Source organism: Brevibacillus nigriterrae (genome assembly GCF_049846925.1).
Taxonomy (GTDB): Bacteria; Bacillota; Bacilli; order Brevibacillales; family Brevibacillaceae; genus Brevibacillus_H.
In genome coordinates this window covers 40913-63415 of record NZ_JBNCMT010000030.1, presented here as the reverse complement: position 1 = coordinate 63415, position 22503 = coordinate 40913, and the positions used below count along the sequence as shown (strand labels likewise).

At 42.3% G+C, this 22503-nt stretch carries 20 protein-coding genes; 7 read left to right on the top strand and 13 right to left on the bottom strand.

The genetic code is table 11. From position 1 onward, the window contains the following. Positions 1 to 19: 19 nt before the first annotated feature. The gene (locus tag ACPW7N_RS20025) at positions 20 to 760 is read left to right on the top strand and encodes an amino acid ABC transporter ATP-binding protein (protein WP_425652962.1); all 741 of its coding nucleotides are present in this window, start codon (positions 20 to 22) and stop codon (positions 758 to 760) included. Positions 761 to 869: 109 nt separating this feature from the next. On the opposite strand, the gene ACPW7N_RS20020 is transcribed toward ACPW7N_RS20025, so the two are convergent. Further along, positions 870 to 1412, bottom strand: coding sequence for a stalk domain-containing protein (locus ACPW7N_RS20020; protein ID WP_425652960.1), 543 nt, complete (start codon positions 1410 to 1412; stop codon positions 870 to 872). 396 nt (positions 1413 to 1808) lie between these two features. Between ACPW7N_RS20020 and ACPW7N_RS20015 the strand changes: the two genes are divergently transcribed. Next, positions 1809 to 3191: an amino acid permease gene (locus ACPW7N_RS20015; RefSeq protein ID WP_425652958.1), complete on the top strand. Its 1383-nt coding sequence runs from the start codon at positions 1809 to 1811 to the stop codon at positions 3189 to 3191. A gap of 71 nt (positions 3192 to 3262) precedes the next feature. Here ACPW7N_RS20015 and ACPW7N_RS20010 read toward each other — a convergent pair whose 3' ends face one another. The 5 genes from ACPW7N_RS20010 to ACPW7N_RS19990 form a co-directional block, all read right to left on the bottom strand. Continuing rightward, positions 3263 to 3463 carry a methyltransferase gene (locus ACPW7N_RS20010; RefSeq protein ID WP_425652957.1) on the bottom strand — a complete coding sequence of 67 codons (201 nt, stop codon included), beginning with the start codon at positions 3461 to 3463 and terminating at the stop codon, positions 3263 to 3265. A 114-nt stretch (positions 3464 to 3577) separates the two neighbouring features. Then, complete coding sequence (locus ACPW7N_RS20005) at positions 3578 to 5620, bottom strand: RCC1 domain-containing protein (RefSeq protein ID WP_425652955.1); 2043 nt, start codon at positions 5618 to 5620, stop codon at positions 3578 to 3580. A 27-nt stretch (positions 5621 to 5647) separates the two neighbouring features. Then, a complete protein-coding gene (locus ACPW7N_RS20000; protein WP_425652953.1) occupies positions 5648 to 6514 on the bottom strand; it encodes an SDR family oxidoreductase in 867 nt (288 codons plus the stop codon). 3 nt (positions 6515 to 6517) lie between these two features. Next, entirely contained in the window at positions 6518 to 7213 is a 696-nt protein-coding gene (locus ACPW7N_RS19995) for a hemerythrin domain-containing protein (RefSeq protein WP_425652952.1), read from the bottom strand. Positions 7214 to 7422: 209 nt separating this feature from the next. Continuing rightward, positions 7423 to 10377: a helix-turn-helix transcriptional regulator gene (locus ACPW7N_RS19990; protein WP_425652950.1), complete on the bottom strand. Its 2955-nt coding sequence runs from the start codon at positions 10375 to 10377 to the stop codon at positions 7423 to 7425. A gap of 209 nt (positions 10378 to 10586) precedes the next feature. Between ACPW7N_RS19990 and ACPW7N_RS19985 the strand changes: the two genes are divergently transcribed. Both ACPW7N_RS19985 and ACPW7N_RS19980 read left to right on the top strand, forming a co-directional pair. Beyond that, positions 10587 to 11435 carry a PEP/pyruvate-binding domain-containing protein gene (locus tag ACPW7N_RS19985; protein ID WP_425652948.1) on the top strand — a complete coding sequence of 283 codons (849 nt, stop codon included), beginning with the start codon at positions 10587 to 10589 and terminating at the stop codon, positions 11433 to 11435. Positions 11436 to 11446: 11 nt separating this feature from the next. Continuing rightward, positions 11447 to 13072, top strand: coding sequence for a PEP-utilizing enzyme (locus ACPW7N_RS19980; RefSeq protein ID WP_425652946.1), 1626 nt, complete (start codon positions 11447 to 11449; stop codon positions 13070 to 13072). Positions 13073 to 13129: 57 nt separating this feature from the next. Here ACPW7N_RS19980 and glpT read toward each other — a convergent pair whose 3' ends face one another. The 3 genes from glpT to ACPW7N_RS19965 form a co-directional block, all read right to left on the bottom strand. Next, entirely contained in the window at positions 13130 to 14497 is a 1368-nt protein-coding gene (gene glpT / locus ACPW7N_RS19975) for a glycerol-3-phosphate transporter (protein WP_425652944.1), read from the bottom strand. Positions 14498 to 14694: 197 nt separating this feature from the next. Beyond that, on the bottom strand, positions 14695 to 15930 hold the full coding sequence (locus ACPW7N_RS19970; protein WP_425652942.1) for a DUF438 domain-containing protein: 1236 nt from the start codon (positions 15928 to 15930) through the stop codon (positions 14695 to 14697). A 112-nt stretch (positions 15931 to 16042) separates the two neighbouring features. Beyond that, positions 16043 to 16915, bottom strand: coding sequence for a carboxypeptidase regulatory-like domain-containing protein (locus ACPW7N_RS19965; RefSeq protein WP_425652940.1), 873 nt, complete (start codon positions 16913 to 16915; stop codon positions 16043 to 16045). 166 nt (positions 16916 to 17081) lie between these two features. Here ACPW7N_RS19965 and ACPW7N_RS19960 point away from each other — a divergent pair, with 166 nt between their 5' ends. Further along, positions 17082 to 17423 (top strand): zinc ribbon domain-containing protein YjdM, encoded by a 342-nt coding sequence (locus tag ACPW7N_RS19960; RefSeq protein ID WP_425652939.1) that lies wholly within the window; start codon positions 17082 to 17084, stop codon positions 17421 to 17423. Positions 17424 to 17641: 218 nt separating this feature from the next. Then, entirely contained in the window at positions 17642 to 18742 is a 1101-nt protein-coding gene (locus tag ACPW7N_RS19955; RefSeq protein ID WP_425652937.1) for a peptidylprolyl isomerase, read from the top strand. Between the two features lie 98 nt (positions 18743 to 18840). Here the strand turns inward: ACPW7N_RS19955 and ACPW7N_RS19950 are convergent, their stop codons facing one another. The 3 genes from ACPW7N_RS19950 to ACPW7N_RS19940 form a co-directional block, all read right to left on the bottom strand. Then, positions 18841 to 19866: a zinc-binding alcohol dehydrogenase family protein gene (locus ACPW7N_RS19950; RefSeq protein WP_425652936.1), complete on the bottom strand. Its 1026-nt coding sequence runs from the start codon at positions 19864 to 19866 to the stop codon at positions 18841 to 18843. Further along, a complete protein-coding gene (locus ACPW7N_RS19945; protein ID WP_425652934.1) occupies positions 19859 to 20455 on the bottom strand; it encodes a YcdB/YcdC domain-containing protein in 597 nt (198 codons plus the stop codon). The genes ACPW7N_RS19950 and ACPW7N_RS19945 overlap by 8 nt, the downstream gene beginning before the upstream one ends. 102 nt (positions 20456 to 20557) lie before the next feature. Then, entirely contained in the window at positions 20558 to 20791 is a 234-nt protein-coding gene (locus ACPW7N_RS19940) for a tautomerase family protein (RefSeq protein ID WP_425652932.1), read from the bottom strand. Positions 20792 to 20958: 167 nt separating this feature from the next. Between ACPW7N_RS19940 and ACPW7N_RS19935 the strand changes: the two genes are divergently transcribed. Continuing rightward, positions 20959 to 21300 (top strand): MerR family transcriptional regulator, encoded by a 342-nt coding sequence (locus ACPW7N_RS19935; protein ID WP_425652931.1) that lies wholly within the window; start codon positions 20959 to 20961, stop codon positions 21298 to 21300. A gap of 58 nt (positions 21301 to 21358) precedes the next feature. On the opposite strand, the gene ACPW7N_RS19930 is transcribed toward ACPW7N_RS19935, so the two are convergent. Then, positions 21359 to 22453, bottom strand: coding sequence for a GIY-YIG nuclease family protein (locus tag ACPW7N_RS19930; protein WP_425652930.1), 1095 nt, complete (start codon positions 22451 to 22453; stop codon positions 21359 to 21361). Positions 22454 to 22503: the final 50 nt, after the last annotated feature.

The following is a 22503-nucleotide window of genomic DNA, read 5'->3' as shown; positions in this document are numbered from 1 at the left end:
CGGAGAAGGAGGAGAGCATATGGAAAAAATCATTGATATTCAACACTTAAATAAATCCTATGGATCACATGAAGTATTAAAAGACATCGATTTTTCGGTGAACAAAGGAGAAGTCGTCACGATCATCGGTTCCTCTGGATCAGGTAAGTCTACCCTTCTTCGTTGTATTAATTTATTGGAAAAACCAAGTGGCGGCCAAATTATCTATAAGGGAGAAAATATTTTAGACGACAAGCACGATATTTTCTTGTACCGTAGACATCTAGGCATGGTCTTTCAGCAATTTAACCTGTTTAATAACCACGATGTGTTAAGTAATTGTGTAGTCGGGCAAGTAAAAGTGCTAAAGCGTTCGAAGGAAGAAGCTGAAAAAGTAGCTTTGAAGTATTTGCGGGTCGTTGGGATGGATAAATACGTCAATGCGAAACCAAGACAATTGTCGGGCGGTCAAAAACAGCGTGTAGCGATTGCAAGAGCACTCTCCATGGAACCTGATGTGATGCTGTTTGATGAGCCTACATCAGCCCTTGATCCGGAAATGGTGGGAGAGGTTCTGAAAGTAATGAAGGAACTCGCTGAATCAGGTCTGACGATGTTGATCGTGACGCATGAAATGGAATTTGCGAAAGAAGTATCTGACCGAGTGGTATTTATGGACAAAGGCATTATTGCGGAAGAAGGAAGTCCCGAGCAAATTTTCAATCATCCAACACAAGAACGTACAAGGGAATTCTTAAAACGAACGTTAAGAAGCTCGTGAATGGATGTTAGCTGTTAAAAAGAAGCACCCCTTATAGTGGGACATCTTGGAGGTTTCCCAATGTCTCCTGTAAGGGGTGTGTTTTATTGTATGGATAGGTAGTTTAGCTTTAGAACAAAGTTGTAATCGCACCTGAGTTTGGATTGACAATAAAGTAGCCATAGGTGCTTATATAGCTGTCTCCGTTTTGGAAGTTGTTGATTACTTCTTTGTAGATATGAATCACATAATTGCCATTCTCATCATCGTGGTCGTACTCGACTTTGTAATCGGCCGGAATCTTATTTGCGTATTTCTTTTTTACCAGTTCTACTGCTTCCAGCTTGGAATGCATCTTTGCTGCCGGTAATTTTCCTATGTAGATAGAAGCTGTTTTGGAGTCATACATGACTGATTTTCCTAGATTTTCAGCTACAAAGCGGATAGGAACATAGACTGAGTTTTTGTACAGAAACCCTTGTTTGCTTGAATCTGGTGATTTTGGAACAGCATCAAAATAATAGGTGTAAGGAATTTTGGTCATCTCATCAAGAGTACTGCTTGATGTTGCGTAAGTAATCCCCGAAAAAAGAACCGACCCGACTATTACTCCCCCGATAAACGATTTGATCTCCCATTTCATCTCGTAACGACTCCAATTCTTTATATTCATTCATTTCCATCCCTACATTATGACAAAACTCCCTACCATTCGTCATCGAGCGCAGGTAATAGGTGGATATAACTAATCGCTGGCTGGAATTAACAGACTGTAGGTCTAAATATTTATCTTTTGTGCAAAGTCTTTTTTACCTAGATGAAGAAAATGTTTTATTTGTAATATATTTTTTATTTTATTTTATAGTAAACATATTGATTTTTGTTGATGTTTTCTTAGTAGATACAATTGTTTTCATCAGAAAAACCTATTACAATAAACAAATATTCAGGAGTGATATATAACGCATCAAAGATGAATAACCTTTTGATTTATCAGGAATGCTTTAAGTGAGTTTTAGTAGCTTTCCTAAAATTACGGCTAGTAGAGCAGAGAGGAAGAGGAACTGGAGTGGAAAACAAAGAATTGAAGAGGTCCCTGGAAGCACGTCATATTCAAATGATTGCTTTGGGCGGAACAATTGGTGTTGGGTTATTTATGGGTTCAGCAAGCACGATTAAATGGACGGGTCCGTCAGTCATGCTAGCGTATGCAATTGTAGGTATTTTTATTTTTTTCATCATGCGGGCAATGGGGGAAATGTTGTACGTAGAACCAAGCACGGGTTCATTTGCGACATTTGGTCATAAGTACATTCATCCGATAGCAGGCTATCTGACAGCTTGGAGTAACTGGTTCCAGTGGGTCACAGTCGGGATGGCAGAAATTATTGCTGTTGGGACCTATATGCAGTACTGGTATCCTGATTTACCTCCTTGGATTCCGGGTATTATTGCCATGGTGATTCTTGGTGCAGCAAACTTATTCTCAGTGAAATCTTTTGGTGAGTTTGAGTTTTGGTTTGCCATGATCAAAATTGTTACGATCGTCTTGATGATTATCGCAGGGTTTGGACTAATTTTCTTTGGTATTGGCAACGGAGGAATCGCAATTGGATTATCGAACCTGTGGGAACATGGGGGCTTCTTTGCAGGCGGATGGACAGGATTTTTCTTTGCTCTATCATTAGTAGTCGGGGCGTATCAAGGAGTAGAATTGATTGGGATTACAGCAGGTGAGGCAAAAAACCCGCAAAAAACGTTACGAAATGCGGTTCAAGGTATTATCTGGCGTATTTTGATTTTTTATATTGGGGCGATTTTTGTCATTGTAACCATTTATCCCTGGAATCAATTGCAGGAAATCGGCAGCCCGTTCGTGGCAACTTTTGCGAAAATCGGTATTACAGTAGCAGCAGGGCTCATTAACTTTGTTATTATCACTGCTGCCATGTCCGGTTGTAATAGTGGTATTTATAGTGCGGGACGTATGCTTTATACATTAGGTGTAAATGGACAAGCGCCAAAAATCTTTACGAAACTGTCCAATAATGGTGTGCCACTGCTAGGAACGATTGGTGTGCTTATCGGTTTGGGCGTTGGCGTTATCTTAAGTTATATGGCACCAGATAGTCCGCTATTTGTGTATGTATACAGTGCAAGTGTACTTCCTGGTATGGTTCCGTGGTTTGTTATTCTGATTAGTCAAATCAACTTCAGAAAGGCAAAAGGAGCTGAAATGGATAAACACCCATTCAAAATGCCTTTTGCTCCAGTGACCAACTACGTAGCCATTGCCTTTTTACTGATGGTATTAGTGGGTATGTGGTTCAATGATGATACACGCGTCTCGCTTATTGCAGGGATTGTTTTCTTGGGAATCGTTGTGATTAGCTTTTATGCTTTTGGAGTGGGCAAGGCAGCTCCAGTGGGTACTCAACCAGAGGAAAAGTGACGAACAGATTATTAGCAAGTTACAGTAATATCGATAGAAAAGGGACATTGCTAAGCGATGTCCCTTTTACATTATTTCGGTAAATTTGTGCCCCGTTGTAATTTAACTGCTCTCGTGGCAATGAAAGTGTTGATGTATTTATCAAATAAACGTCGCCCAGCATAGTTGTCTTCGTACATATCAGCAACCATGAAACCCGCACGTAACTGGCCGCCAATTTGGTCCTCAAGACTATGGCCAAAAAGAAGTGGATCACCACTTTCGATATACATGGAGAGGATCTCTTTCGGAAGACTTGTCAGGTCAGAATAAGGGATTGAAAATCTAACATCAAGGATACCCTGATCTTCTTTTTCTGGATCGAATATACATACGCTAGAAAAGTCTCATGGCATGATCGAAACAATTTCTACAAAGGACTCTGCTTCTACAAATAACGTGATGTCCTGCTTGGCTTTATCGGTCGTGATAACGCCCTTGTAATTTGCTGAAACAAGAGCAAGACGCTCTAATTGCTCTTTGGATAACTTACTTTTTTCTGGTGCAGAAAGAGGAATCAGCTTGTTGTGGCCATCGATCAAATAAACTTTGTACCCTGATTCCGGGGCGAAGCCTTTATTTGCTGTAATGATCCAGCTATCCCCTGCACGTTCGGCTTTGACAGAGCCATCGTTGAATAAATCACGGCCAACAGTTCTGTGAATAACGTGGCGCTGTTTCCCATCCGGCGTTACTGCTGTAACAGTGACTACGTCCATCGGTGAATAAATCATATACTGCTGTGAAAGTGTAAAGTTTCTGTTCCTAACTGGAACTGAGACTGATATTCCGCCGAATTCCACATCCACTTTTTTCAATTGATCGGCGTATTCCCCTTCGGCAAGCGTTCCATTCAACTCAAGATTAATCGTTGATGGAATGTTTTCTTTTTGACGATCTCCTAAGTACACGATTTGTGCTCGGATATCCTTTAGCAAGACAGCTGTTTTTTCTTCGGTTACTGCCACATCCACAATCGTCCTAGTTACTTGCCCATTCTCCATTTCAAAGACACCATACCCGGTTCCACTTGGGATTTTGTTAAAGACTACGGAACCGTTGCTGTCAGCGACCTTTGTGCCGAAATTTGATTTCAGCATTTCATCCCGCTTCAATAGCGTAATCAATGCTCCCGGTTTTGCTCCCTGCACGCGAACTGCCCCTTGGTCTCCTTTGACTGTAAAAACATTTCCTTGTCCATTGCTGGGTGTTGTCGGTGTTGGGGAGGTTGGTAATTGCGGCATGCTTACATTCAAATCATTCACCTGGATAGGGCCATACGTTTCCTTGCCGCCCCCATTCCCCAGTTGTCCGTCTCCGTTTTGCCCCATTCCCCAGACGGATCCATCTTTTTTCAAGGCAACGGCGTGAAGCTCTCCGCCGTCAAGTGCGACCACATCGGTGATGTCGGCTAGTATAGCGGACCTTTGTTGACGAATTCTATCGGTACCCAGACCCAATTGGCCCCGATAGTTGGAACCCCATGCCCACACCGAACCGTCGCGGTTAATGGCCAAACAAAAATCTCTTCCTGCACCTATATGGACGACCTCAGTTACTTCTTCCACCCGGATGGGGTGATTTTGCACTTCGGCTGCTCCGTCTGCCAATTGCCCATCCGCATTTCTGCCCCATACCCAAACCGTCCCATCACTTTTCAGTGCAAGCGAGTGGCCTCCACCAGCTGCGATGGCAATCACCTGATTTATGCCTTTTACCTGTACCGGGGCCTTGGTGCTATGCCAAGTACCGTTTCCGATTTGTCCGTCACTGTTCGATCCCCACGCCCAAACGGTTCCGTCGTTCTTCATGATGATCGTATGATTGAGCCCCGAGGCAACCGCTTTTACCTGATTCACTCCTTTTATTTCCGTAGGTTGTGCACGGTCTGCCGTCGTCCCGTCACCCAACTGACCGTAACCATTTTTTCCCCATGCCCATAACGTTCCATTATCCTTGATGGCAAAAGATTGAGAGCCGCCTGCACCAATCGCAACCACATGGTCGAGTTTCTTTACCTGTACAGGTTTCAGCCGATCAATTGCTGTGCCATCTCCAATCTGGCCATTGCCATTAGCGCCCCATGCCCAAACGGTTCCATCATTTTTCAAGGCAAGGGAATGATATTCGCCGGCTTCGACAGCTACGATACCGGAAAGATTGGAAACCAATGCCGGCTGCATGATACTCTCTGTGGTTCCATTTCCCAATTGACCATTGCTGTTTTCTCCCCAGGTCAAGACGGTTCCGTCAGATTGCTTGACTATGCTGAAATTTCTGCCTGCTTTAATCTGCGACGTTTCATTCTGTTCTGCTGCTCCCGCTATTTGTCCAGGAAGTAACGACGCAAGCAAGGTCACGCAGAGAACCCATTTCTTAAAATGTTTCATATTTCCACCCATTCCATTGTAAAAAAATCATTCACTTTTCCACCGAGCAACGGTTTCTTCTACGAATTTGTCAAAGGAACGAGGATCACGCTGCAACAGTTCTCGTTGGAGCAGGAAGTCCTGTTCCGTGCCTAAGCAACCCAATTGCTGAAAACTTTCGTACATAACCCGAAAATCTTGAGCAAGCCATTCAGGCAGCATCGTAACCGCTTGCTGATACCATGCATCTAGATTATCTCCGGCATACCGTACAGTAGTGCCCATATGGCGACTATAGGTTTCAGCAATTGCTTCTCCTGTTAACACTTCGGTTCCATACAGGGGGTAAGTCTTTCCTTCATATCCGCTAAGAAGAAGTGCATTTGCGGCTGCATAAGCGATATCACCTGTATCCACTCGGTGCAATCCTACCGAGCCAAGTGGTTGAGGATAAATTCCGTATTGAAGAATTGCTTCACGAAACGAGTAATCATTTTGAAAGAAGTTATTTGGTCGTAAAATCGTGTATTTCATGCCTGATTGCTTTATTGCGTCTTCGATCCTAATCTTACTTCTTATATGAGGGATGTGTATCATATGGTCATATAGTGGCGCCGACAAGTAGACGATTTTGGAAACACCAGCATTTTTGGCCGCATCAATTGCTGTAATTGCCTGGCTCGTTTCGGTCCTGGACATACCGATTAAGAGAAAAACGGCATCCATTTGATCGAATGCCCGATCTAAGCACTCAGGGGCTTCCAAATCCCCTTGAACCCACTCTGCATTTTCATACAAATGCTGCGAATTGACTGGATTCCGTGAAAGGATGCGGACGGAAGCATTGCGGTTGAGAAGCTCCGGAACCAGATGACTTCCTACAGTACCTGTACCTCCAATAACCAGAACATTCATAACCTATAACCCAATCCTTTCTGTTTTGTTTTCTTCCAGTGCGGCTTGCAGTTGCAACCAGGCTTTTTGATCCAAGCGAGACTCTGCTAATCCCAACATTCCTGCATACGCTTCTTTCGGTGCAAATTTCTTCATTTCGCTAAACATCCCTACCCGATCCAGATGGCTGATCGCTGGAATCATATAGTGCATAAAAATCGACATCACTTGCGGCGGAATGGATGAACGAATATTTATAGAGATTACTTTTAACTGGTCATCACTCAAATTCTCCCATAACGCCTCCATTCCAGGTCCCTCTTCGTGTTGAAGATGGATCAAGTAATCAGCGGTAAAGCGGTTCAAATCTTTACCAATTTGGTACCAGATCTTCTGATGGTGGGAGGGATCTTGCTTATTCATATCCAACTGATCCACAAGTTCAATAAGCTTCTCAAGCTTTAGTTCCAATACACTGTGCTGTTCCTCCAATTGATGCAACGTCTCAGGTGCATATTTTTCATAGGCTTCATTCAGATGCGTATCCTCATCTCTCGAGTGGGCATCTAGAATGAGCACGATCCGCCGAAACTCTTCAACAAATGAATTCACTCTTTCCTTATCAGAACCATCTACCGATCCTGCTTGATAACATAAACCGCTTAATGCCAGGCGGATACCCTTGTGCACTTGAGCATAAATATCAAAACGACCTAACATGTTTAACTCTCCTTTGTGTTTATTATTTATGGAACATTCGTTCACATGAATAAAGTACCATCATTGAAATTAGGAGAGAATCGAGTAAATTACGTATTCATTTCATTTGAATTACGTAATTTTTGCTTTTTACACCGTTAATACGTAATAAGCCGCTACTACCAGACTAGGTCGGGTGAGTAGCGGCTATCCTCAGTAATGGGTTTTGATTATTTTTCAAGTGACTGATCGTAATTCATCAAATATTTAACCAGGGAGGCTCTGGAGTTGATATCAAGTCGCCTGTAGATTTTTTCAAGATGGGTACTTACAGTCCGTGGACTAATGATTAGAGATTCCGCAATTTCGATGTTTGTTAATCCTTCCGCAACCAAACGGGCAACTTCCATTTCTCTCTTACTCAATTCTGTTTCTTTGTTCGCAGAGCTCTTCGTGCCAGGTTTAGGAAAGCGGACTCCAAGTTTTTTCATAATTGCTTGCGTCATGTGCAAATCATAGTCAGCATCCAGATGTTCAAATATCTCCATACATTGAAGTAATTTATTTTTGGCTTCTTCTGGATCGTCCTCCAGTATCATGTCGGCATGGATACGTATTGATCGTGCATATTCTAAGGGTATGTTTAGTGCTTTGAAATAGTTGGCTGCTTCATGGATGTGGATCAACGAGGACTCCTTGTTTCCTAAGGCAAAATGGACCTTACTAAGTAATCGTTCTCCTAAAGCCCAAGAGAAAAGATTTTCTTCCATCTTGCCAAGCAAAAGTTCCTTGGCCGTTTCCAAAGCCCCCATTTGATCACCGGCGGACAATTGAATCTCTCCCCACAAGGCCATATTTAAAAAAGGAAGTGCCACGTAATAGGGTTGAGTTCGATTCATCAATTCATAGAACTCCGCTGCTCTTTCTGTACCCAAGGCAATCATCATCTCGGTCGGAGCGAGCATATCCATTACGTGCCCGTCTTTTGTAGGAAAGGCAGGAACAAGACGCTTCATTTCATCAAGGCAAAGCTGGGCTTCCGTGAAATTTCCCATCCATGCATAAACGATCCCTTTGGTAATATGTGCATAGATTAACGGCCTGCCAACGTCGATTCTCCTTGCTTTAGCGAAGCTCATCTCAATTTTGGGTAAAGCCAATTTCCAATTACCGCTTAAGAGATCTGCGAGAGCCTGTATCCAGTAACTGCGGATCTCGTATTCCAGAATACGCATTTGCTTAGAAACTTCCAAGGCTTTCTGTGAATAGATTCTGCTTAATTCGTATTGACCGCAGAAGATAAAATTAATAGCACTTACGAAGCAACCACGAAACAGCGTCTCATCCTCAACCTCCATCTTTCCAAGCTCTTCAATCAATAATCGAACCCTACCAGGCATGTAATTTTCTTTGTAGACGTAGGACGTCCAATAATCGATTTCCGCAACTTTTGCTTGTGCGGCGGCTTGGGGCGTTCCAACCAGCTTGTGAACCTCTTGAATCTCTTCATAAACCTGGTAATATTCCTCTGATCGTTTGAGTCTGCTTAAAAAGATCAGACTTGTATGCAAAAGTTTGTAGCGGATTTCAGGGGAGTCAGATAGTCTTCTAGCGATAGCCAAACCATCTTCTAAATATTGCAGGGACTGCTCGATTTCTCCTGATTCCCAAAAAATATTCGATAATAACCCGTGCAAGCGTGCAATTTCTATCTGGTCGTCATATTGAACATACGTGCGTATCGCCTCCAGACAATATCGCTGGGCCTCACTGCGTTCTCCCAACATTTTATGAGCTTCTCCCAGGCGTTTGAGGAGGAAAGGTATTCGGCTTTTTTCCTCTGTCATCTTTTTGGTTTGGATCATCTCCAGGACAGCCTTATAATACTTTGCGGCAGATGCATAAGCGTGCAGCAAAAGGGATCTCTCTGCTTCCTGGAGGAATACCATTATGGTGCGAGCAGGATCTGCTTCAGGCCCAGCACCATAGTACAAATGAGCCAAAAGCTCTACATCATTAAAGCTGCTCTCCTCCAGTACTTCAATGAAAAACTTATATGCACGCCGACGAACCATAATGGGGAGCTCGTCAAAAACAACTTCCTTTACTAAAGCATGGTAGATACCGTAATGTACCTCCATCTCTTGAATTTCTTCAAAAATAAGTCCTGCAGATTTGAGCTTTTGGATGGATAATAAAAAATCATCCTCACTCATTTGTGTGAGACGATGGAGGATTCGGTGGGATACAGTCCCCTTCGATATGGCAGCATAGAGGAGGACTTTTTGATCACTGGAATTAATTCTTTGAATACGCCCTTTAATCAGCTCTTTAATTCGATAGGGAATGGTTTCGATTGAGTTAATTGAGAGAATCCAGGCCCCGTCTTGCATCGATAATACACCTGTTTCAAGCAGCGAAAGGAGTAATTCATCAATAAACAAAGGTACTCCTTCAGAATGTTTCATAATGAAAGCAATAAAGCCATCCGGTAAGGCTGTACCCAGTCGGTTTGTAACCAGACGGGTGACTCCCTGTTCACTCAGGCGGTCAAGGTGGAATTCTTTAAAAAATTCTTCTTTACGTAAGGATTGAATAAAGTTACTCGCAGGTGTATTAATAGATAGACCAAACGTATCAATGGTTAACACCAGTAACAGAGGCGAGTTATTCATTCCACGGCTCAAGTAATGGAGAAATTCCAGGGAAGCAGGATCAGCAAAATGCAAATCATCCTGAATAATTACAAGTGGTTGTCCTTCCGCCATTCTTTCCACAAGACAGACCAATGATTCAAACAGACGTGTCTTTTCTAATGCAGGATCGCCTACTTTTGGTGGCTCAGGGAACTGAAAACGGCGAAACAGTTTCCCTAAGTCGGGCAGGTCTTTCGTCCACGTGGTTACTTTCTCTGAATCTACACCTCTGAAATTCTGATTACACATTTCGATAATCGGTGTATATGCAGTATCACTCCCGACAGAGTAAGAGCGGCCATGAAAGACTTTGCATCGATGTTCACTTGCTATATTCATGATTTCCTGGGAGAGCCGGGTTTTCCCAATACCAGGCTCTCCCATGATAGTAACAATAGAGCCCTTTCCATCTACCAGGTTAGCAATCATTGCAGAAATCTGGGTTACGTGTTTCTCTCTCTCAACAATCGGTGATTTCATTTCTGTCATTTTTGGAAAACAATCCTTCCCCGAGAAGTCGTGGTTCATTCGATATCTCAAGTAATAAATTCCTCGTGATACAACTTTTCCCTTTATATTTCCTGTTCTTACATGTATATACAAAAGCTAAAAAACAATAACTACGTCATTCACCTGATAGATGACCTGCATCATTTCACGTACAATTATCCTTAGTATGAATTACAAGTAGGGAGTGTTTGTTTCTGCGTAGGATCATTCCATTTTCAGAAGCGCAAGCAGAGGATGCTATTGGCGGAAAGGCCAAAAACCTTGTGCTTCTGTATCAGTCGCAATTCCCTGTTCCCAAAGGTTTTATCATCAAGTCATATGCGTTTGAGCTTATCCATCATAAAAATCAGGGACCACATTTGATTATTTCTGAGCTATTGCGTCAAGAAATTGAGGAAGCGTATCAAAAATATGTGACCCCTCCTGTGGTCGTTCGCTCTTCCTGCGCCACAGAAGACCTGGAGCTGGCCTCGTTTGCCGGACAATATGAAACGATTCTATCTATTACTTCGGATAATTTACTAGAATCGATCAAGCGATGTTGGCTTTCGATTTATCAGGATCATGCCCAATCGTACCTGACACAGAGATTCTCTCAAGTTGACGAGGCACCAGCAATGTCCATAATTGTTCAGGAATTAGTAAATGCAGATGTAGCCGGGGTTATTTTTAGTAAAAACCCTATTACAGGAAATGGAAATGAAATTGTAATCAATTCGAATTTTGGATTGGGTGAGGCAGTAGGTTCCGGCCTTGTTACCCCAGACTTTTTCATCCTCTCAAAACAAGGCACATCGATTCGTAAAATGGTACTGGGCGAAAAAGAGTGCAAGATTGTCCACAAGCAGGATGGGACACATTCAGTCGCAACGACCCCTGAAGAAAAATCGAGTTTTAGTTTGCGTAGTGAACAGTTGCATGAATTGCAGAAAGTAACCGTGGCCATTGAAACGCTTTTTGGTCATCCCGTTGATCTTGAATTTGCGTACAAACAAGGAAAACTCTATATTCTGCAAGCAAGACAGATTACAACCTAAAGGAGAAAAGAATGAGTACCCATTTATCAGAATGGAAGAAAACCTTGATACTGGGCGAAAGTGAAAAACAGCAAAGATTTTGGATGCTAGATGATACTCACTTCTTCAAACCACTTACGCCATTGTTTGCCTCTTTTATGATACCAGCCGTAACAACAGGAACAAAAAGGGCATTTGAAAACATGAAAATGCCAATTACGCAATTTTTAGTCAAGTCCGATCATGGCTATTATTATCAAACGATGCCTCTTCACCCAGAGCCATATGAAGAGAGGATTATCAAGCATAAGAAAATAATGGAGGCGTCTTTTCCTCAGATCAAGTCGAATATGGATCGCCTCGTGAATGAATTCTTTATGCCATTTTATCAGAAGTTGTTTGAACGATCTGTTGGGTATTTATCGCTGAAAGAAGCCTTGCACTATGTAGAAGAACTACAGCACTTCTATACGAAAGCATGGCAATACCACTTTGAAATCGTCATTCCCAGAATATCTTTGGTGATTGCATTGGAGGAAGTTTACAGGCAGGTGACCGGGGCAAAGGACACAAAGGAGATCTACGATTTCATGCAGGGGGTAATGAATATGTCCCTCGAAACCGATCGTGGGTTATGGTTATTAGCCAAGCAAGTGAAATCCTCTGCCGTTCTATGCTCTCTGCTTACTTCATCCAAGAATCCAATCGAAACGCTGGGTCTTTCCACGGAGGGAAGGGAATTTCTGAAGGATTTTGAGGATTTCTTAAGTATCTATGGTCACCGAACGACTCGCACTCATGAGTTCACGGAAGAGACATGGTTTGAGAATCCAGCCATTGCCCTGTCAATGATTAAGAACTACGTTCAAATCGATTACGATTTCGATGGACAGTTCAATCAAGTGATTGCTGAACGCAAAGCAAAAGTGAACGATCTGTTCGAACGTCTTCCTGCTGGGGATATGACAAACCAGCTTCATACTATGTACAATTGGGCATTAAACTGTTGGGGTGTTGACGAGGATCATCATTTTTATATTGATGCGATGTTGGCTGCAAAATCACGATACTTCCTTAAAAATGTAGGGCGCACCTTGGTTCAGCATCAGATTATTGCATGTGATGAGGATATTTTCTATTTATACCTAGACGATTTGCTTGAAGCTTTATTTGAGCCGAGAGCTCTCGATGAGGTCGTTCGGCAGAATAAAAAAAGATATCAACATTTTCTGAGCCTACAGCCGAAGCCATTCTTTGGTACCCCACCCAATTTACCGCCTGATCCGGTAATTGAACGGATTTTTGGAATGTCCCAGAACGTAATAGTCAATCAAACCAAATCCTTCAAGGGATATGCTGCTTCTGCGGGATTGTATACGGGAAAGGTCAAGGTCATTTACGGGCAGGAAGATTTCTCTAAGCTTGAAAAGGGCGATATCCTCTTGTGTAAAACGGCACCACCTTCGTGGACGGTTTTATTTTCAATTGCGGGAGCCCTCGTAACCGATGCTGGTGGTATTCTGTCGCATGCCAGCATCGTTGCCAGGGAATATAAACTTCCTGCAGTGGTTGGAACAAAGGTAGCAACATCTATCGTAAAGGAAGGGGATCAAGTCACGGTGGATGGTACGAATGGAGTTGTTTACTTCGGTTCATAAAATACTGCATATAAATCAGCCCAAGTACAATGGTACCTGGGCTTTTGTCTTTTACGATTAATGATGATTTTTTACTACTTCTTGTCCGCGCACATTCCAAGTAAGGGCAAAGATGATGGCTGCAAGTGCACAAGAAGCTGTTAATAAAATAAATCCTGCATTCCAACCAGATGCATCTACGATGACACCCATTAAAGCATTAGCTGTTACAGTACCGCCCAGGTAACCAAATAATCCAGTTAGTCCTGCTGCAGTACCGGCAGCTTTTTTGGGAACAAAATCAAGTGCTTGCAGACCAATTAACATGACCGGACCATAAATTAAGAAGCCAATTGCAATTAAGCATAGCATATCGATAGTTGGGTTACCTGCAGGATTAAACCAGTAAACAAGAACGGCAACCAATACCCCTAGCATAAATACAAATCCAGCAGGTCCACGGCGTCCTTTAAACAGCTTGTCTGAGATCCAGCCACACAAAAGCGTTCCTGGGATACCTGCCCATTCATATAAGAAATAGGCAAAGCTTGTCTTGCTCATACTGAAACCTTTTTCTTCACTTAAGTAGGTTGGTGCCCAGTCTAATACACCATATCTAACGAAGTAAACAAAAACGTTGGCAATGGCGATGGCCCAAACCCATTTATTATTTAAAACATATTTGAAGAGAATTTCTTTCGTAGTTAATTCAGTTTCGAACGTTTTTTTCGTAGCACTTGGATAATCATCGCGGTACTCTTCAATTGACGGTAATCCTGCAGATTGTGGTGTATCTCGCAACAAGAAGTAAGAAATGATGGCAACAATAATGGCTACTAGAGCGGGTAGAATAAAAACGCCTTCATACCCGGCGGCGGAGCTTCCGGCAATTCCAGCCCATATAGCAACACCTATACCAGCAAGCGGTGCCATTAATCCTCCTCCAACATTATGCGCTACGTTCCATATTGCTGTTTTATTTCCTCTTTCATTTACACTAAACCAATGAACAAGAATACGACCTGATGGCGGCCATCCCATTCCCTGAAACCAACCATTTAAAAACAGCATGATAAACATAATAGCTACAGATGAGGTGAAGAAAGGCACAAAACCTAATAGTAAACTAATGATTGCAGATAGAATTAGCCCGGCAGGCAAGAACATCCTTGGATTACTTCGGTCCGAAATGGTGGCCATCACAAATTTACTGATTCCGTAAGAAATGGCAATGGCAGATAGCGCAAAACCGAGCTCCGCTTTGGTATATCCTTCTTCGATCAAGTAGGGCATAGCAAGCGAAAAGTTTTTTCGAATTAAATAATACGCTGCGTAACCAATGAAGATTCCCAGAAAAACTTGAAGTCTGAGTTTCTTGTACTCAGAATCAATTTTTTCTTCGGGCAACCTGTCAATAGGCGGAGCTGGCTTGAAAAGTGAGAGCATCTCTTTACCTCCTTAGTATTACTAACGATGAAGAAAATAAAAAACCCATACTTTAATGGCGCTCTCTAAATGAAAGCGCTAAAAAAGTATGGGTCTCCACTTCTCCGTCATCGTTAACTTGTAGAAACAATATTAATAGTTGCTGCAAACGTTGTCAATTTTTTTTCAAATCATAATGATAGTTTGTTAGAATTCACCTATTCTTGGGATAATATCCGCTTCTCCCCGGTAATCGCTTGAATCGGATCGATATTTTGAGTGAATTCGAGGGTACCGATGTACTGTCCGTTCTCATCACGAACAGCGAAATAGCGAATATACACATATTTATCACGGAACTTGATCCAGAAATCCTCGCTGTCTTTCTTTCCGGATTTAAAATCATTCAGCAACTCTTCGACGATATGAGCGCTCTTTGGCGGGTGGCAATTTTGAACGGTACGCCCGATAACCGCCTTGGTTCGTGCAAAGATCCGTTCTTTCCCGTGGGAGAAATAGCGGACAACATCGTTATGATCAATGAAGGTAAGGTCTACCGGTAAATGGTTAAATAGTAGCTCAAGTTGCTTTAGGGACAGAATTCCTGTCTCCATTTTAATGTAGCCCTCAGAAATGGCATTTTCATCCAGTTCTAATCGTTCAGGCTTCCATTTTTCAACGGAACTAATCAGGCAATATCCGATTTCATCACTCTCATGAGCAATTTTAATCCATTCATCTTCGGTAAAATGATTCATGGCCATTGGGAAAAGAATTTCTTCTTCTCTGTAGATCATTTGATGGACTTCATTGATAAAGTAGTTGCAGCCATTGATAACGACTTGTTTGTCTCCGTTGTAGTTTACTAATTTTTGTTTCGTTTCTTTGATGGCATCACGGATATAATCATTAATTCTCCACATATTCGTAGATGGACCGAAAATACCGTACTTTTCGAGATAAGGGAAAATCAGATGCTCTTTGCGCATATAGTGCTTATCAATGTCGAGCAAGAGATTGATATCTTCCAAGAGCATGTAAATATGATCAGCAGAGTCGTCCTGAATAAATTGTGTCAAATGCGGTTGTAGACGGGAATGTAACAGCTTCTCAAGTTCTCGATTTTCTAGTTTGAATGTATGAATCGGATGTCCTGGCTCTTCCTTGGGAAGGGGGAGATCTGTGATATTCCCTTTCAGAATGGACATATGTCCGGAAGACAAATGCAACTCTTCACTTTTTCCAAGGGATCCATTCTCGACGAAAGTACGATGAAGTTCGGAAAGCTGTGAGACCTCATCAATAGTGACTTTCCCAATCTTTTCATCGAACTGGGCCTTTACCTCGTCTACACTCTTTCCGCTATGAAGATCCGTAAAGATCTCTTTTAGTTTTTCCTGGCGTTCTGATTTTTGATTTATATGTTGTTCACGGTTGTTGATTAGCTCGCTCATAAGATGCTCCTTTACTTGAGAATTAGCATTATGTGGCTGATAAACTTTCTCATGTTCAAGGTAACATGTATGGCGATAATAGTTCGTGATGGGGGTCACAAAGAGAAAAAATCTATGGCAGTTTGACTTCAAGTTCGATTGAATAGATCATTAATTCATACGGGTCTTGGAAATCAAATACGATGGACTCAGCATACTGGCCTGTGTTTCTCACGTTTATCAGCATAGGCACAGGTGTCTGCCCATCGGGAACCCATCTGGCCGTAGCCTTGTATCGACCAATCGGCACACTGCTCAGACCGTATCCTTCTGCTATTGGCATAGCGCGTTTCGTTATTGTTTGACCGGTACTGCCGTCCAGCAACGGGGAAACAGGCGTGAGTGTCACTTCGATTTCGCCTACCTGGGGTGGAGGCAGATTTTCATCATAGGGATTCGTGAAATCTGCAGTATAAAGCAAGACATTGCCATTAGCGGTTTTCCAAGTAAAGTTACGAATGGCCCCAGTATTACCTGCAAATGGCAAATCGGTGTCAGAGCTTAAATTGAAGCCGTACATCTTGCCGTTATATTCATGCTTGATATCGGCACTCATATTCCAACTGGTGGCAATGCGTTCCAATTCTATCCGATAGCGCCCATTCTCGTCGGTGACTCCTAAAATATTGCTGTTATAGAGTAATTGGTTATCCGCATAAATCATAACTCCTGGTTGTGGATGACCTTGCTTGTCGACTACTTGACCTTTCACGACATAAGGTTCTATTTTCTCTTTGGTTGGCGTTGGTTTGGCAACTTTATCGCTACCTCCACCACCGTCTCCGATTTGAATCGTCGTAACGCCATGATCATTGGAGTATGAAACTTTATAGCCGCTGTTCTCCGATACAAAGCGCAATGGGACTTCATATTGTTGAATAACGCCTAAAACGATAAAACCGAAAAGGATTACAAAAATTGAACTTAGTATCCATGTTCTCCTCATGAATGATAACTCTCCTTTATCGCTTAATAGTTAATTTTGCGATGAGGCCACAAAATTCTGCAAAAGTTGCTTTCATATGAAGCTGCAATGCTTTAAATATATGTGGTACAGTAATAGGTGCTGTAGCTTGTCTGGAACAAACAAGATTGATTGGAGGAAATATAGGATGTCTACTTTGCCAAATTGCCCAAAATGTAACTCAGAATACACGTACGAGGATGAAAATCAATTGGTGTGTCCTGAGTGTGCCCATACCTGGAGTTTGAATGAAGGAACCGAGCAGGGTGAAGAGCAAAAAGTTGTCAAAGATGCCAATGGAAATATTTTGAACGATGGAGACACTGTAACAGTCATCAAGGACCTCAAAGTAAAGGGAACCTCATCCGTCGTAAAAATTGGGACAAAAGTGAAGAATATACGGTTGGTTGAGGGAGATCATGATATTGATTGCAAGATCGATGGTTTTGGTGCTATGAAGTTAAAATCGGAGTTTGTTAAAAAGGTGTAAGAGGTTGCAAAGAAAATTATGGACGTGATTAAGCCAGGCGCAAAGCTTGGCTTCTTTTTTTGATAGGATGAATATCGCTGACAATTGGCTCAATACCGCGCCTAAATTTGTAAAAATTCCGACAAATGGTTTATATATTCACAGCTTGACTGTATAATGAGTTTATGTAAATTTTTGGTATTTTACATAAACAAAATTACCATTTGTGGGGGAATAAGATGAAAAAAGCAATCTCACTCGCAGTAGCGTTAAGCTTAGCGGTTCCCGTAATGAGCACAACCTATGTTTCGGCGTTAACGACTCCAGTGGTGCATGACTACAATAAAGAAATTCAGGTGAACCAATTCCGACCACATGGCGGAGACAAGGCAGAAGTAGCAGAAGTCTTAACAGCATTGGTCAAAAATTTTGCCAATACAAAGGAACTGGAAAAGCTGTTGGCTCAAGACTCGGCCTTAAAAGACGGGGTGAAGGAATACCTGACTGGACTCTCACAGTTCAAAGAAATAAAGCTTGTTGAATCAAAAGTGGAGAAGCTGTATACCGTTACGGACTATGATGCGTATAACAAGTACCGTGCGATCGTCAAATTCAAATACCTTGGCTATACGAAAGATAATAAGGTCATTGAAAAAACAGACTACATTGGTTTGGCAAAATTGGGTAAGGAAGCGACTGACTGGAAGCTGTGGGGCGTTCTCTGGAAGGATACGGGAATTGATGTCTCGGATGTGAAGCTGGTCCAGCTTGAAAAGCCTGCAAAAGGGGAAGAAATTTGCGTTGTGACCACGGATGCAGGGGTAATCAAAATCCGACTATTCCCGGATAAGGCGCCGAAAGCAGTGAAAAATTTCAAGGAGCTTGCACAAAAAGGGTTTTATAATGACAGGGCATTCCATCGGGTGATCAACGATTTCATGATTCAAATTGGTGGTCAAGAGGGCACGGAGGAAGAGAACGAAACTGTATTTGGTGGGGAATTTGAGGATGAATTCAACAAAGATCTCTTCAATTTCCGGGGAGCACTTTGTATGGGGAATGCAGGGCCCAATACGAACACCAATCATTTCTACATCGTTCAGAGTCCAAAGGTAGATCAGGAATATCTTGATTTATCGGCGCTCCCACTGAATGCGGAAGCGAAGTACAAGGAGATTGGCGGACGTGCATATCTCGACATGAGGCATACCGTATTTGGTCAAGTATTTGAAGGGATAGAGGCAGTGGACAAAATAGCGATCCAAAAAACAGATGAGAACGGCAAGCCGATTCAAAACGCAATGAAAATACTGAAGGTTGAATTTGTGAAATACCAATAGAGAAACGAAAATAGCGAAGTAAAGAGCTATGATACGAGCTAAGCACGCATTGTGCCTAGCTCACTTTTTTGCGTAAAATTGACGGTTTTCCTGTGTTCCTAAAAATTTTCCAAGACCAGTTTGCCAATCATATCCCCGGCAAGTACCTTCTCATGTGCCAATTGCAGGTTGGCGGCATTGATCGGCTCCAGGCGTTGGGTCATGGTAGTTTTCAGTTTCCTGTTATCAACAAGATCAGCTACTTCATTAAGCAGGAGATGCTGTGCGAGCATATCATCGGTTTGAAACTTGGCTCGGGTAAACATCAGCTCCCAATGAAATGAGACGCTTTTCGAGAAAAGTAAATTCAGGTTAACGGGCTGACTGGCTGGAACAATGGAACAGATTTTGCCTTGTGGGCGAATGGCCTCAGACATGTTCTCCCAATGCAAGCTTGTATTGTTCAGACAGAAGATCGTATCGACTGCATCAAAGCCAAGCGTCTTTAACTGCGGGACAAAGGCTTCTCGATGATTGATCATGTAGTCAGCACCATGCTCTTTGACCCACTGAGAAGATTCTTCTCTCGAGGCAGTTCCGATGACTGTTAATCCGGCAAGTTTGGCGAGCTGAGTTGCAATAGACCCTACACCACCCGCGGAACCGATTAGCAGAATGGACTTGTTGCGATTTTCCTCTTCCTTTCGACTGATTTCCAGTCGGTGAAACAATCCTTCCCATGCAGTGAGTGAGGTTAAAGGCATAGCGGCTGCCTCTGCAAAGCTAAGGCTTTTCGGTTTTTTGCCCACGATACGCTCATCGACGAGATGGAATTCACTGTTACACCCGGGGCGATCTACATCGCCGGCATAATAGACTTCGTCGCCAGGCTGAAATAATTCGCAATCAGGCCCGATCTGTTCGACGATTCCCGCCGCATCCCAGCCAAGGATTTTCGGCTTATTCTCTTTATTTGCATTGGAACGGGACTTCACATCGGCAGGATTGACCGATATGGCTCTTACTTTTACCAAAAGATCTCTGCCAGAAGGACGTGGCTTTTCTATTTCAAGATCGATCAGGCTTTCCTGACCAGAGAGTGTGCGGGTAAACCCGACTGCCTTCATAATTTGCTGATTACTCATTTAATTCATCTCCCATGGGCTTTAGCCAGCTATCATGCAACCACTTTTCCGTCACTCGGCCATTATTCCAGACAATCCCCTGTTCAAAAGTAATTACTCTTCCACCGGGACCAACGATTACCCAGGCGTAATCATCTTTTTCATTCAAATAACACTTGTATTTCATGCCCGATACGGTGACGGTACGTTTATCGATGTTTCCTGTACCCGTCAAGGAAATTACTTCGTCATGCCTGTCAATCCACAGGTTCTGCAATTTCTCAAACATACCTGGCTCGACCTTTTCTAAAAATGCTCTGGCAATGGCGGTTGTTTCTTCTTTGCTTGGAAGCTTCCCTTCCGTCAATCGTTGATCCATCCAAGTAAATCCAAGGAGGTTATAATTGTTTTTTTCAACAACAACTGAAAAATGCTCACCGCCCAACCCATTATTTTCTCCTGAACGTTTTTCAAATCGGAAAACCCATACGTCGGTTCTGTTTTGTTTTTGACTTTGAACGGTTACTAATGTGTACTCGTCTGGAACAGTCAATAATTCAAAAACCCATTCCAACGCATTGCTATATTTTTGGTCTAATGGTTTGTTCATTTTGATCACCTTCACAGTTCGAATAGAATGGAAAGGAAAAGGCACCCCGATTGGTTCGTTACACAAACCAAATGAGGGTGCTTATTTGCTGTAATGTAAGGGCTATTCAGGGGTGGATATTGGCTGAGTAATTCGGCTCTTTTCTAAAAAATCCGGGTCAGATGCAACTGTACCTGCTTGCCCCCAATTTGCTACCGGTGTTTCCCGTAAAATAACCAGTACTTTGTCAGGCGGAAGATTGAACATATTAACAGTTACGTCGGACAATTCCTTCACCCATTGTTTTTTTTGTTCTGCTGTAAAACCTTCCCAACAATCAATGTTGATAATCGGCATGAAAGCCCACCCCTTAGACAAATGGTTTCCAAATACTTGAATGTAGTTTGGTTGCATTTATTGTAACAAATCTACAATTAATGTCAATAATTTTCCTTCCGTTGTAAATATACTTCAAATGACGTAAAATATTATCAGGAAAAACTACAATAGAAAGTGGTTATTTTATGAGCGGAAATGAACAAGCAGAAAACATCTTGCTGGACTTTGAATTGTTAGGAAAATTGGTTGTTGGTATTGGAGAAGTGTCAGACATAACAGGGGTTCCACAAAGACAAATCAGGTACTGGGAAGAAAAGGGGATTATTCACTCCTCCAAAGAAGGGGAAGGGACAACAAGGAAATACGACTATTTAAACATCAAAAAGATTCTTTTGGTGAAGGAATTAATGGATGATGGCTTTACCCTGGATGCAGCATCGAGGAAAGTAGAAGAACGAATGAGGACAATTAACGAAGTGTTTGCGAAGCTTTCCCATCGAGGTACAAAAAAAAGCGATGAAGAATAACCCTGCATATTTACTAATGCAGGGTTGTTCTTTCAACTTCAACGATCACTCGAAAAGGCTATTTGGATGGCTTTTGGCTGATCAGCAACTCCCTAAGTGCTTCATCGAATCTGGCAGTATCCTTTGACAGAAGCCATTTGTCAGGAATCAGAAAAAAGCTGCAAGAGTTACTATGTAAATAGCTATAGATGATCTGTGCTTCATCAATTTCATTTCTACTGACTTCTGAGAGAAATGAACGGGGTTTTGCCTTGAAGATGTCCAAAATATTAGTCTTGATCTTTTCAAGCAGGTATTCGATGTCTGTGCTTTCCAGATCATACTTTTCACGGTAAAGTATTTCGCTCTGTTTAATCAAAAAAAACTTGGCTGTACGATCATGTAGGTGCTCGATGACTGCGATTAACTGATTTTCTATCGTGAATTCGATTACTTTTTCTTTGTTGATGAGACTGTTGATTGCATCGATCGTGTTTCGATATTTGGCGGCCGTCTCAAATTCAAATGACTCGGCAGCCTCGAACATGCTTCGCTTTATTTCTTCCAATAAGCTTTTGTCTGATCCATCAAGTAAATCGGCAATCCTTTTTATCATGCGATTGTACTCTTCCACCGCACTTCCCCCTGCGCACATGCCAATGCACAAACCAAGTGAATGGTTCAAGCAGGCTGTATGCTTGGAAGAAGGGCTGCTGCACAAGATTTTGCAGTATTCCTTTATCCCTTGAAGCGCTCGTTCAACCGTGGTCCTGCTCGCTGTGTAAGGGCCGAAGTATAGATTCCCTTTTGTTTCGCCGGGATGATTGGTTATGACGAGACTGCGTAGCCCGTGCTCCATTTCTATGCCAATATAGGGATAAGAAAGCGGGCTCTTCATCTTCTTGTTGAAATGCGGCTTTAGGTCCTGGATTAATTTGCATTCAAGCATGAAAGCTTCAAATTCTGTGTCGGTAAGAATCAGTTCAAGATCCTTTATGATTTGGACAAGCTTTTTAACCTTTGGAGAATGAGCTTTCGAGTTATGAAAGTAAGACTGCACTCGATTTTTTAAGTTTTTTGCTTTCCCTACATAAATGATCGTACCAAGGGAATCTTTCATCAGATAAACGCCAGGGGAAGAGGGCAGGTTTTTTAGTTTTTCTTGTAGATTCATTGTACGTTCCCCTTTCAAGGCTTCCGTTGACCATAGTGATGAGAGGCTGA